10 protein-coding genes and 1 pseudogene are annotated in these 12,849 nt (G+C 63.9%); 3 read left to right on the top strand and 8 right to left on the bottom strand.

What is annotated here, in order from left to right; translation table 11 throughout:
* Positions 1-20: 20 nt before the first annotated feature.
* The gene (locus P0D84_RS36955; RefSeq protein ID WP_408345535.1) at positions 21-257 is read right to left on the bottom strand and encodes a hypothetical protein; all 237 of its coding nucleotides are present in this window, start codon (positions 255-257) and stop codon (positions 21-23) included.
* A 16-nt stretch (positions 258-273) separates the two neighbouring features.
* Positions 274-495 (bottom strand): hypothetical protein, encoded by a 222-nt coding sequence (locus P0D84_RS36950; RefSeq protein WP_408345532.1) that lies wholly within the window; start codon positions 493-495, stop codon positions 274-276.
* Between P0D84_RS36950 and P0D84_RS36945 the strand changes: the two genes are divergently transcribed.
* Together P0D84_RS36945 and P0D84_RS36940 are read left to right on the top strand one after the other, a co-directional pair.
* On the top strand, positions 494-751 hold the full coding sequence (locus P0D84_RS36945; RefSeq protein ID WP_408345529.1) for a hypothetical protein: 258 nt from the start codon (positions 494-496) through the stop codon (positions 749-751). The genes P0D84_RS36950 and P0D84_RS36945 overlap by 2 nt on opposite strands.
* Positions 752-864: 113 nt before the next feature.
* Positions 865-1,464 (top strand): LysE family translocator, encoded by a 600-nt coding sequence (locus P0D84_RS36940; protein ID WP_408345526.1) that lies wholly within the window; start codon positions 865-867, stop codon positions 1,462-1,464.
* Between the two features lie 127 nt (positions 1,465-1,591).
* On the opposite strand, the gene P0D84_RS36935 is transcribed toward P0D84_RS36940, so the two are convergent.
* The 5 genes and pseudogenes from P0D84_RS36935 to P0D84_RS36915 form a co-directional block, all read right to left on the bottom strand.
* The gene (locus P0D84_RS36935; RefSeq protein WP_408346317.1) at positions 1,592-2,815 is read right to left on the bottom strand and encodes a winged helix-turn-helix domain-containing protein; all 1,224 of its coding nucleotides are present in this window, start codon (positions 2,813-2,815) and stop codon (positions 1,592-1,594) included.
* A 226-nt stretch (positions 2,816-3,041) separates the two neighbouring features.
* Positions 3,042-4,754, bottom strand: coding sequence for an FAD-dependent oxidoreductase (locus P0D84_RS36930; RefSeq protein ID WP_408345523.1), 1,713 nt, complete (start codon positions 4,752-4,754; stop codon positions 3,042-3,044).
* 93 nt (positions 4,755-4,847) lie between these two features.
* Complete coding sequence (locus P0D84_RS36925) at positions 4,848-5,840, bottom strand: DedA family protein/thiosulfate sulfurtransferase GlpE (RefSeq protein ID WP_408345520.1); 993 nt, start codon at positions 5,838-5,840, stop codon at positions 4,848-4,850.
* Positions 5,841-6,159: 319 nt separating this feature from the next.
* Positions 6,160-6,411, bottom strand: a complete 252-nt coding sequence (locus tag P0D84_RS36920) for a hypothetical protein (protein WP_408345517.1) — start codon at positions 6,409-6,411, stop codon at positions 6,160-6,162.
* Positions 6,412-6,882: 471 nt separating this feature from the next.
* Positions 6,883-7,317, bottom strand: a pseudogene (locus P0D84_RS36915) (chemotaxis protein); the annotation flags it as partial.
* A gap of 253 nt (positions 7,318-7,570) precedes the next feature.
* On the opposite strand from P0D84_RS36915, the gene P0D84_RS36910 reads away from it, so the two are divergent.
* Positions 7,571-11,179 (top strand): ATP-binding protein, encoded by a 3,609-nt coding sequence (locus tag P0D84_RS36910; RefSeq protein WP_408345514.1) that lies wholly within the window; start codon positions 7,571-7,573, stop codon positions 11,177-11,179.
* Positions 11,180-11,290: 111 nt separating this feature from the next.
* On the opposite strand, the gene P0D84_RS36905 is transcribed toward P0D84_RS36910, so the two are convergent.
* Positions 11,291-12,691, bottom strand: a complete 1,401-nt coding sequence (locus P0D84_RS36905; protein ID WP_408345511.1) for a GntP family permease — start codon at positions 12,689-12,691, stop codon at positions 11,291-11,293.
* Positions 12,692-12,849 lie beyond the last annotated feature (158 nt).

The raw sequence follows: 12,849 nt of genomic DNA, 5'->3' as shown, positions 1-12,849 counted from the left end.
GTCGCGTTGAGGCATGCTAACTAGCTAGCGCACATCAACGCTCGTCGGCACGCAACTGTGCTGCAATGGCTAAGCAATGGAACGCATATCTCCATGCCCATGATCAACGCGCCGCAATGCGACGCCGCATCAACCCCATGCAACCGTTGCGGATCCAGCACCGGCCATGCTGGCGGATCGGTCAGCAGCGGCGCCACCCGGACCATTCCCGACGCTTTGTCGAACACCTTGGCGAGCCAGTCGACAAAGGCGCGCACGCTGAATCTCGAGCGCTCAGCGGCGCGCGTGAAGCTTAAAGGCCAATAGCGGCGTAGTGCCGCGCATGTTTATGCGCTCGATGCGTTCGACGCACGCCGAAAGCCAGATGATTCGATGCACGCCTTTAAAGTAAATCGCGTTGAGTCCGCTCACGAATGGACGCCAGCGCACGATCGGTATATAACAACATGAAAGGATGGCTTTGTTCACCGATGAATGGGAGAGACGCTTCATCATGACGCAAGACGTAACCCCTAAACCGCCCGCCGGCGACCGCCCCGAACTGGAACACCTCGATGCAGCGCTCAGTCACGTGGATCAGCAGGTATCGTCCGGCAGCATTGCGTCGGGTGCCGCAAAGGGCATTCTGTATAGCCTGATCGAAACGCTCGGCGCGTTCGTTGGCGATCCCGATCTGCCGGAACACGCGCGCTCGGGTTATGAGGGGCTGCTGGAAGCCGCTCGCGAATTGCGCGCGAAGCTCGAGCACTAGGCAGCTACGCGCCGCCTCCGGGCAGCGTGGTTCACAACGCAGTCGCCGTCGCATTTCGGCAGTGCGGCTCTCTGTGATAAAAAGGCGCATTGTTTCCAACCTTGCGCCTTTTTATGCTCTCCACGTCCGCTATCGCGTTACTGGCTGTCGGCATCATCGTCGTGCTGATTACGCCGGGCCCCACCAATACGCTGCTGGCGGCGGCTGGTTTGCGTCAGGGCGTGCGGCGTTCCTCGCCGCTGATCGCCGCCGAACTGGCCGGCTATCTCGTGTCGATTTCAGTGTGGGGACATTTTCTTGTGCAAGCCGCGCGCGCGTTGCCCTGGTTGCCGTCGCTGCTGCGCGTGGCGGCCGGTGTGTACATCGCGTATCTCGCCGTCGATATGTGGCGCGCGGCGGTGGCCTTGCCCGATTCGACGCAGCGCTCCATCGGTATGCGTACGTTATTCGTGGCGACGCTGGTCAACCCGAAAGGCTTGTTGTTCGCCGGTACGATCTTTCCCGCTATCGCGTTCGCGCAGGTGCCCGCATATGCCACCGCAATGCTGATGTTCGCCTGCCTGCTGGTACCGATCGCGCTGGCGTGGATCGCATTCGGCGCGGCGCTCGGCAGCGGCAAACTCGGCTGGCTGAATCCGGTGAAGATACAGCGCGGTGCGTCGATCATGCTGGGCGTGTTTTCCCTGTCGCTCGCATGGGCGGCGTTGCACTGAGGACGTAGCTATCGCAGGCCTCGGCGACGATATTGGCCGCTTGCCTCCGCTTGCCTCCGCTTGCCTCCGCTTGCCTCCGCTTGCCTCCGCTTGCCTCCGCTTGCCTCCGCTCGCCCGCGTAGGGCGCTCACGCTTGCGCGGTGTTGTCCGCCGTCAACGCATCGAGCCACTCGCGCGGCCCCGAGGTGATCTCCAGTTGCGGCGTGCCGTGCCAATCCGCACAGCGTTGCAATGCGCGGCGCAGATCGCCCGCCAGCCTCGCACTGAGCCGCACATCGGGTTCGATATGCAACGATTTCAGTTCGAATACGCCGTGGGTCCGATGCGCTTTCGCATCCACGCGGCCGACGAAACGCCCCCGGCTCAACAGCGGCAACACGAAGTAGCCGTATTTGCGCTTTGCCGCAGGCGTATAGCATTCGATCGCGTAGTCGAAGTCGAATAGCGCGGCGGCGCGCTTGCGGTCCCATACCACTGGATCGAACGGCGACAGCACCGTGGTAACGGTCGAAGCAAGCTTGCCGCTCGCCGCGTCGTCGATCAGCGGCGCGAATTCATGATGGACGAAGGTGTCCTGCTTCCAGCCTTCCACTTGCACCGGAATCAGTTCACCCTGATCGGCGAGCGCATGCAGTTCGTCGCGATAGGGACGGCGCGGCAGCCGGTAGTAATCGGCGACCCAATCGGCGCGCACGACGCCAAGCGCGCGGCAGGTACGGCGTAACGCTTCCTCGACGACGGTCTCCCGCGGCGGCAGATCGCGCGCGTCGTCCCAGTCCGGCAACACGCGTTCGGTCAGATCGTAGACGCGATGAAAATTGCGCCGCTCGGCCACCATCAATTGTCCGATTGCGAACAGCACTTCCAGATGGCGCTTCTCGGGCTTCCAGTCCCACCAGCCGTTGCCTGTGCCCGCCTCGCGGGAGAAATCCGCTGAACGCACGGGGCCCGTTGCACGGATATGCGCGAGCAGTTTATCGATCTCCTTGCGATGCGTCGTGTGCCACTCGGCCGCGTATTTCCAGCCCATGCCGCTCGGGTCGAGCATGCGGTGGCGCAGCAGACCGTAATCTTCGGTCGGGACGAAACAGGCTTCGTGCGACCAGTATTCGAACAGCTTGCCTTCGGCGAGATGCTCGTCGAGCCATTGCTGCGGGTACGCGCCGAGGCGGCTGAAAAGCACGAGATACGGACTGCGCGCAACGACGTGGATCGTGTCGATCTGCAACTGCGCCATACCGCGGATCGCGTCGAGCACGTCAGTTTTGACGGCTTTGCGGCGCGGCGGTGTCAGCAAACCTTGCGCGGCCAGATGCAGGGTGCGGGCGGCGGATAGCGGAAGCGTCTTCACGCGGGCGTCGGTCACGGGCGTTGGCTAATGAGTGACTGCGATGGGAGCGGACGCGAGGTCCGGCCTGAATCAGCAGCCGCTACTGTTGCGTGAATACGGCGGACGAATCGGCGTGCGGGACGTGCCACCGACGTTATCTGCCGTGGCCATGATGGCGATCCAGGCCACGGCGGCGCCCATGGTCATGGTGCCCGCGATAGCCCCGGGCGTGTCCGAACGCGGCCGCTCAGGCGCCCAAAGCGACCGCTTCGCCCGCCGAGACAGCCAGCAGCTGATGGATCTGCGCGACCACCGCCGCGCCTTCTCCGACCGCCGCCGCGACCCGTTTCGTCGAGCCGGCGCGCGCGTCGCCGATCGCATACACGCCTTCGACCGTCGTCGCGAGATCGCAGACGGAGATTCCGTCCGCGCTGGTGCCGGTCAGCACGAAGCCCTTATCGTCCAGTTCTACCCCACAGGTGCGCAGCCAGTCGGTATTCGGATCCGCGCCGGTGAAAAGGAACAGATGCCGCGTGTCGATGCTCGTGGTGCCGCCCGGCAGTGGCTTCTTCAACGAGACCGACGCCAGCCCGATTTCGTCCGCCTCCAGCTGGCCCACTTCCGAATGCGGATGCACGAATACATTCGGCAGCGAGCGGATGCGGTCGATCAGATAGCGCGACATGGTGGCTTCAAAGCCGCTTCGGCGGATCAGCACGTGGACCTTGGCCGCGTGCGTCGCCAGATAGACGATCGCCTGGCCCGCCGAATTGCCGCCGCCCACGATCACGATCTCCTGGCGTTTGCACAGCTTGGCCTCGACCGGCGACGCCCAGTAATAGACGCCGCGCCCATCGAAACGGTCGAGCCCTTTGAGGGCCGGGCGCCGATACACCGCGCCGCTTGCGATCACGATGGTGCGGGCGGTGATATGCCCGGCGCACTTGAGTTCCAGCCGGTACGGCGACTCCGCGCAATGCAGCGCCTTGACGTGGACCGGAATCGCCACGTGCGCGCCGAATTTTTGCGCCTGCACGAACGCGCGGCCCGCCAGGGCCTGACCGGATATCCCCGTCGGAAAGCCGAGATAGTTCTCGATCCGCGAACTGGCGCCCGCCTGCCCGCCCGGCGCGCGACTGTCGAGCACGATGACCGAGAGGCCTTCGGACGCCGCGTATACCGCTGTGGCGAGGCCGGCCGGTCCCGCGCCGACGATCGCGACGTCGTACACATGCGAATCGTCGAGATCGGGCAGCAAGCCGAGGCAGGTGGCGAGTTCCGGCATGCTCGGATGACGCAGCACCGAACCGTCGGGGCAGATCACCAGCGGCATGTCTTCTCTCTGCGCGGCGAATTGCTCGATCAGACGCAGCGCGTCCTCGTCGCGTTCGTCGATGACTGAATGAGGATGGCCGTTGCGCGACAGGAAGCCTTGCAACATGACGAGCCGCGCGTCGCTGCTATTACCGATCAGGATCGGGCCGCCCGCGCCCTTTTCGATCAGCGACACGCGCCGCAAAATCAGCGCGCGCATGATGCGCTCGCCCAGTTCGGCCTCGGCGACGATCAGCGCGCGCAGCTTGGCCGGCGGAATCAGCAACGCGTCGACCGCGCCGACGGCCATGCCGTTGACCAACGCGGGCCGTCCGGACAACTGACCGACTTCGGCGAGAAAATGCCTGGCGCCATGTTCCGCGATCAGAACTTCGCGCCCGATGCCATCGCGCTGATAAACCTTCACGCGCCCATTCAATAGCACGAACATGCCCGGTCCGGTGTGGCCGGTTTCGAACAGCAGCTCACCGGCTTCCCAGTGGCTCACTTCGCCGAACCGGCGCAGACGATCGATTTCCGCGCACGTGAGTTCGGGGAACATCTGGTGCATGCGCGTCGCGAGCGACGAAAACGGCGCGTCGGCGACGACGGCTTGTTGCCCTTCTGTTTCTTGAGTCGACAGCATTGAACCGCTCCTTCTGTGTTTATCCTGATCGATCGACACGGGTAGCGAAGCGGCGCGGGCGCGCGAGGGCGCCAATAGGGTTGCGCTGCTGCGCTACACGGCCTTCGGCGCGATATCGTCGACCGCCACGTGGGGCGGCGGCATATGGGGCAACGCGTCCACCGTCTTGCCCGAGTCGCGCCAGGCTTCCATGCCGCCGCGTAACGGCAGCACGTCGGCGAAGCCGGCTTCGCTCATCTGTTTGGCCATCCATGCCGCGGATATTTCGTTCGGGCATGAACAGTAAATCACTACCTTCTGATCGTGTGGGTACGTCGCGACGATCTCGTCGAGTTGCCGCTCGTCCGCGAATTGCGAGCCCGGAATCACGAACGGATCGAGCACGCGCTTCTCGTGGGAGCGGATATCGAACAGTACCGGCGTTTTGCCGGCCGCGACCAGTGCCGCCAGTTCATCGACTTCGATCCGCTGGGTCGCGAGCTTCGAAATCAGCTGGCGCCGGCGAATCCAGCGATAGGCCGCATACACCAGCAGCAACGCGACGGCCACCAGCGCAGCCGTGCGCCCGAGGCGTCCGGCCATGGCGAACAGCATGTCGATCTGGCGGGCGAACAGCGCACCGATGATCAAACCGGTACCCGACCACAAGGCGGCGCCGATGCTGTCGTAAGTGAGAAATGTGCGGTAGCGCGTACCCATTGCGCCGGCCATTGGGATCGACACGATCGACAGGCCCGGCACGAACTTCGCCACGGCCAGCACGCGCACGCCCCAGCGGCCGAAAAAGCGTTCGGTCTTTTTTACACAGGTGTCGCGCGACAACGAAAGACGGCAGATCGTTTTCAGCGTATTGCCGCCATACATGCGGCCGGCGAGATACCAGGCGCTGTCGCCGATCAGCGTGGCGAATATCGACAGGATCAGAACCGGCAACAATTGCGTGCCCACCGAGCCGGGATGCATGGCCGCCATCGCGCCAAACAACACGAGCGACGGCATCGCGGGCACCGGCAGCCCGAGCGAGGCGGCCAGCACGTTCACGAAGACGAGCGCCGGCCCATATTGCTCGACAAGGTCATGTAGCATCGGCTTACTTCCGTCGCCCTTTCGGGAACGGCGCGGGTAGGGAAAAGCAAAGGAGAATGCAAGGATTATGGACGCATTTTCAAGACGTGCAAACGCCCGGAAAACGGGTCCGCAATCGGGAGGTTAAACGGGCACCTCTGGCGTACTTGGGGATGAGAAGCGCGGATTAAAAGCGAGAATGAAACAAAGCGAAATGGAGCGAAGCGCGCGCGGCAAACGGGTGGGTTTTACGCCTTACGGACACCCGTAAGACGTCCTGCATGACGGTGCAGAGCCTGCCCGGCATTCGCGCGTGAGCGCAATGCCGGGCGTGGCAGTTTTACTGACGATAATTGTGCTGTTCGCCCGGCAACTCCGCGCCATGCGCGCGAATCGCCGCAATCAGTTCGGCAGGCGTGATTTCGTAGCGCACTTCGCGGTGAATCCCTGGCTTGCGCTCATCGACCTCGATCAGAAGAATGCCTTTGCCGTCTTCTGTCGATTCGAGGCGCAGCGAGCGGAGTTCGCGCGCCGTTGCGTCGTCGTATTCGGTGAGCAGGGCCATTGACCCGGAGGACCCGGTAGTGCGCATCGAAGTTGTCCTTCTTCCGTTGTTGATCGAACCATTGTACGGGCAGGTTGACCGCCGCGTGTCGCGCCGCGCTCACACTTCGTTGTCTGCCCGTTCACCTGTCTGTTTGCCGCGGTGCCGCTGCGCTGTGTTGGCCAATCGCTGGCGCGTCACGCCGGTCAATGCGGGCCGTGACGCCCGACTGTGACAATCAGTTTAACGCGACTCCCGCCACCATCGGATGCATTTTTCGTGCCCCGTGACGGTGCAACCCCTGTCTCCCCGCCTGTCACGGTGCTGACGCGTTCTTGGGTTAGGGCCGAGCGCGATGCGAGAAATTCTCGGCAAAAAAAATAGCCCGTCCTTGAATAGGACGGGCCGCTAAACGCCGTTGTTACTCGGGTCAGCCTGCCCTTGCAACTTATTGGGCGCTGACGTGTGCATCGTGATGCGTCAATTCCGGGCTGTCGAGGTGGGAGTAACGCCGATCTATCAGACCAATGTCAAATCTTCCGGCTCGACCTCGTGCGCGTTTCCATGTGCAGCATCGCGCGTGAATCCAGCGGCCGGCTTGTGCGCGGGATGCGGCGTCAGGTCGCGCGTGGGGGCCTGCCGCAGCGGCTGCGCAGCTCGCCGCGCGGGTGTTGCATCGGCGACGGTGAAAAGGCGCACCGCTTCGTCGAGCACGTCAGCGTGTTCCGCGAGACGTTGTGCCGTGGCCGCCGCCTGCTCGACCAGCGCGGCGTTCTGCTGCGTGGCGCCGTCGAGATGCGAGACCGCCTGATTGACCTGGCGAATCCCTTCAGCCTGCTCGCTGCTCGCATTCGCCACTTCGACGATGATCGACGACACGCGGCTCACCGCTTCGTCGATCACGCGCATCTGCGAGGTGGTGCGAGCCACCAGTTCGGTGCGGCGCGCGAGATCGATGCAGGGAATAACGGCATTAACCCCGCACGCTTGTGGGTTTTCCCAGTAAACCACTCAGGTTTATCCGGTGCAGAGCCGTTAATACAGGGTTGTTTCATGCGTGCCGAATGGGCGCGGAAAACGGTGCCGGATGGCGTGCCGCCCTGCCTTCAAACGCGTTACACTGCGCCGGACACGGCCTGCAGACGCATTTCGTCACCCCGACATCCGCAGCGGTCTGCCTGCGCGAATCCGCTACTCAAGCGAGACGATGCAGAAGATCCTCGACCGTACTCAGGAGTCACTGGCCCACGCGTTCGCTTCGCTCGCGCAAAGCGCGAAGCGTCAGCAACGCTTGTATCTCGCGACGATTGGCTCGCTGATGCTGATCGTGGTGATATTCACGCTGCTTCTCGCGGTTCTCGCCGCGACCAAACAACTGGACTACCGGCGCGCCTTAGCCACGCAGAATGCCGCCGATATCAGAGCGCTGCTGCATCGCGAACAGGCGTTTTTGGCGCGTGCCGAGCTGACACTCGCTTACTACAACGCTTTCGAAGGTCAGTTGCCGCTGCCCGAGGGCATGGCGGAATCGGTCCAGAAAACGGGCGCGGCACGCAGTCTTGTGGAGGCGGCCGGCGCGCATATCGATCTGCTGATTGGCGACGCGACTCGGGCGGCGTGGGGGCCGCAGATGAACAGCAGACTCTGGCGTCTGTACCAGACCGGGGTCTCGACGCTGGCGACCGAGCAGGCCTTCGCGCTGCGCCAGCGCGCCATGCTGGTCGGACTGAACGAAGACTACGCGGTCATGCTCCCGGCCGCCGACGCGCCGGGCGCCGCATCGGCCTCCGACGCGCTGCTGCTGCAACCGGCAACGATCGGCACGCTGCGCGACACGATCGAGCGTCAGTTGCAGGCTCAGACCGGCAAGCGCGTGCCAGGTAAAGGCGAGCGGATATGGCTCGGTCCCTATCGCGACCCGCTGCAAGGCGTACCGGTGATCACCGCCGTGAGCGCCTACTATTCGGGCGACACGCCGGTCACGCTCATCACGACCAGCATCCCGGTCAGCACGCTGCCCGACTATTTCACCCGGCCGGCAGCCGAGGGGGCGCTGCTGATCACGACGCCAGACCGTCGCGTGATCGTGTCGTCGCCGCCGATCGACGCGGGCACGTCGCACATGCTGCGCAACCTCGTCGCCAATGTTCCCGCCGACGGGTATCGCTACACCCGCGGCGGCGCGGTGCTGGTCGAGCCGCTCGCACCGGACTTCGGCTCGCTGGTGGGTTATCTGCCGTGGCGGGCGTTAGTCGGGGCACTACGCTGGCAACTGGCGACCCTCGCCGGCCTTGCCCTGCTCGTACTGGGATCCATCGCGCTCGCCGCTCGTCTATGGGGGCTGCGTCTGTTACAGAAGACGTTCGCCGAAACGACGCGCGCGCTGGAAAGCGAAACCATCAATCACATTCTCGTCAGTGCAACGCCGATCGGTTTATGCATTGTTCGGCAAAGCGACTTTTCGATCCTCACCGCCAACGCGCTGGCTGACGAGTTGTTGCATATCGAAGCGGGCAGCAACCGCCTGCCGCCACACATCGTCGGCGAGTTCTCGGCGCAGGCGCCGGACAAGCCTTCGCTGACCGCGTTTGCGAAGGTCGCCGCTTTTGTCGCACCTGCACGACCGTTGCCGTCGCAGTCGCATTTATTGCAACCGGTCACGCAAGCTGCAACCCAGCCGGCCACGCAACCGCAGCCAGACCAAGACGAAGCGGCGCCGGCGCAGTTCCTGCAATTCACCTACGCCGCCGCGCGTTATGCCGACGAGGACGTGTTGTTCTGCGCAATTCTCGACGTGACTGCGCAGCATGCACTCGAACAGCAACTGCGGTTCGCGCAGCAGACTTCCGAAAGCATGATGCGGGCGCGTTCGAATTTCTTCGCGTCGATGAGCCACGAAATCCGCACGCCGTTGAACGCGCTGCTCGGCAATCTCGAACTGTTCGCGCGGACCCCAGGCCTCGAAGCGCACACGCAACGGCTTGCCACGCTGGAGGTGGCGGCTGGTGCGCTGCGCCGCATCGTCAACGACATTCTCGACTTTTCGAAGATCGACGCCGGCGAGATGAGGCTCATGACCGAATCGTTCCGGCCGATCGACGACTTCGAAAATATCGCGCTTTCCTACGCGCCGATGACGGCGGATCGCGCGATCCGCTTCTATTCGCACCTCTCGCCGACGCTCGACCAGACCTTGCGCGGCGATCGCACGCGCATCGCGCAGATCGTCAACAACCTGTTGAGCAACGCGTTCAAGTTCACGTCGTGCGGCAAGATCACCTTGAGTGCCGAAGTGAAGGACGATCTGCAAGGCCGCCCGATTTTGACCTGCCGGGTCTGCGATTCGGGCATCGGCATGGATCAGGCGCTGGTGGCGCGCATTTTCAATCCGTTCGAGCAGGGCGAGGCCAGCACCTCGAGCCGCTACGGCGGCACCGGTTTGGGTCTGTCGATCTGCGCGCGGCTGTGCGAATTGATGGGGGGGCATATTGCCGTCGAGAGCGTGCTCGGGGTGGGCAGTGCGTTCAGCGCTTCGATCCCGCTTGCGTTGCCGCCCGATGAATTGCGTGTGCCGGCCGTCGAGCCGACGCGCCGTGGCAGCGTGCTGGTGTTATGCCAGGAGCGTGAATCAGGACAACTGCTCGACGGCTGGTTGCAACGCGCGGGCTGGTCGGCACACACGGTGACGTCGACGCGTAGCGCGCTGGCCTGGTTACGCGTGAACCGCCCGCAGGCGATGCTGATCACCGGTGAGTACAGTCTCGACGCTATTGCCGGGTTGCGCGCGGTCCAGCCGATCGGCGCCGCATGGATTACGCGAACCGGGCCGCATCGTCCCGCGGCGCGTGGCGAGGGTGTGCTCGAAGCCACGGAATTCAGCCGCACGGCGATCTTGTCCGCAATCGAACTTGCGGCCGCGGGCGGGGCGGCTGCCGATAGCGCCGAGGCGCTCGCCAGCGAGATTGCCGAGGCACTGCCGCCGGCTGCGAATCCGGCGCTGCACGGCCTGACGGTTCTCGTCGCCGAAGACAACCCGCTGATCCAGACCTTGATCGTCGAGCAACTTGATGCGCTCGGCTGCCTGCCGACGATCGCCGGCGACGGGCGGCAAGCGCTGGCGGCGTTCGAGCTGGGACACTTCGAGGTCGTGCTGACCGATATCCACATGCCGGTCCTGGACGGTTACGGATTGCTCGCGGCGCTGCGCAAGGCGCATGCGGACTTGCCCGTGCTGGCCTTTAGCGCGGTTACAGACAATCAGCAGCAGGAAGGCTGGCGCGAGCGCGGCTTTACCGGTTATGTCGCCAAGCCGGCGTCGTTGGGCGAGTTGGAGACGGCGTTGCTCGCGGTGGCGTCGGCGGGGTTGCGGACTGGTACGTCAGCGTCAAAAGTGACGGCTGCAATAGCGCCGGTAGCGCCGGCTGGGACGTCAGCGTCAATAGCAGCGGCTGCCACAGCGCCGGTGGCGCCGACAACCTTGGCTGCGGCCGGTGCAAGCGCCGATCCGGCCAACATGCTTGGCGCGGACGACAAGACGCGTTACACGGCCATGCTGAAACAGCACTTGCAAAATGATTTGCCGAGGCTCATGGCGATCGTCGAGCAGGAGGACCGCAAGGCATTGGGCGGCTGGGCGCACAGCGCCGGCGGCGCGTTCCTCGTGGTGCAGGAGCGGCAGTTCGCGCAGCAATGCCGTGAGCTTCAGCGGCTATGTGAGGACAGCGCAAGCTGGACAACCGAAATGGACGAACGCGCGATCTCGTTGCACGAGGCGATCTGCGATCAATTCGGGTTGGATGAAGCGTCGATGCATTGATGCACCGCGTTGCGGTGCATCAGTCAGGCCGTTTCGCGATGAAGTCGATCTCGACCAACGCATCGCGCGCCAGCGCCGTGGTCAGCACAGTCCTCTCTCAGAGCCGCAAAGTTAAACCAGCCCCGTCATGTAATACACCGCGATCACGAAGAAAACCGCCAGCGTTTTGATGACCGTCACCGCGAAAATATCGCGGTACGACTGACGGTGCGTCAAACCCGTCACCGCCAGCAACGTGATCACCGCGCCGTTATGCGGCAACGTGTCCATGCCGCCGCTCGCCATGGCGACGACCCGGTGCAGCACTTCCATCGGAATGTGCGCGGCTTCCGCGCCCTTGATGAACGTGTCGGACATGGCCGCGAGCGCGATGCTCATGCCACCCGATGCCGAACCCGTAATGCCCGCTAGCGAACTCACCGACACGGCCGCGTTGACGAGCGGATTCGGAATACTCTTCAGCGCATCGCTGACCACCAGGAAGCCCGGCAAAGCCGCAATTACGCCGCCGAAGCCATATTCCGACGCCGTATTCAACGAAGCCAGCAACGCGCCGGCCACCGCAGCCTTGGTGCCGACCGCGAAGCGTTCGCGCACGCGGCCGAACGCGGTCACCACGACCATCACGATACCGAGCAGCAGTGCGCCTTCAACGGCCCAGATCGCGACGACGCTTTTGATCGTCGTCGTGACCGGTGCATGGATGCCCGGCAGGATGTCCGGTGCGATGGTGTACGACGCGCCGTACCAGTCCGGAATCCAGCGGGTCAGCAGGAAGTTCGCCACGCCGACCAGCACCAGCGGCGCGACCGCGAGCAGCGGATGCGGCAGTTGCTTCGATTCGACGCGTTCCGGTTCGTTGACGAGATCCGTGCCGTAGCCTTCGCCGGTCGCCATCGCCGCGCGGCGGCGCCATTCCAGGTAGGTGAGGCCAACCACGATGATGAACAGCGAGCCGATCACGCCGAGCGTGGGCGCGGCCCAGGAGGTCGTCTTGAAGAAGGTGGTCGGGATGATGTTCTGGATCTGCGGCGTGCCCGGCAGCGAATCCATCGTGAACGAGAACGCGCCGAGCGCGATCGCACCCGGCATCAGGCGTTTCGGAATATTGCTCTGGCGGTACAGCTCCGCGGCGAACGGATACACCGCGAACACCACCACGAACAAGGACACGCCGCCATAGGTGAGCAGCGCGCACACCGCGACGATCACCGCATTCGCACGTGAGCGGCCGATATAGCGGATGGCTGCGGCGACGATCGACTCCGAGAAGCCGGACAGTTCGATGACCTTGCCGAACACCGCGCCCAGCAGAAACACGGGGAAATACAGTTTGACGAAGCCGACCATCTTGTCCATGAAGATGCCGGAGAACACCGGTGCGACGGCGCCCGGATCAGTGAGCAGAACCGCGCCGAGGGCGGCGATCGGTGCGAACAGAATGACGCTGTAGCCGCGATATGCGGCAAACATCAGAAACGCCAGGGCGGCGAGGACGATGACAAAGGACATTGAGTCTCCAAAGCTTGATAGTTCTACGTGTACGCCGTTCCGATGGTGCGACGGCCCGGCGCCCGCAAATGCAGATTCCGTGCCACGCGCGCCGCAGCGGCCTGCCCGTTGATTTCACAGGCCAAAGTTCGAAACGTGATGCGGCCGATTGTACCCAA

It is taken from the genome of Paraburkholderia sp. RL17-337-BIB-A, from assembly GCF_046025895.1.
GTDB lineage: Bacteria > Pseudomonadota > Gammaproteobacteria > Burkholderiales > Burkholderiaceae > Paraburkholderia > Paraburkholderia fungorum_C.
This window is presented reverse-complemented; position numbering and strand designations above follow the sequence as displayed.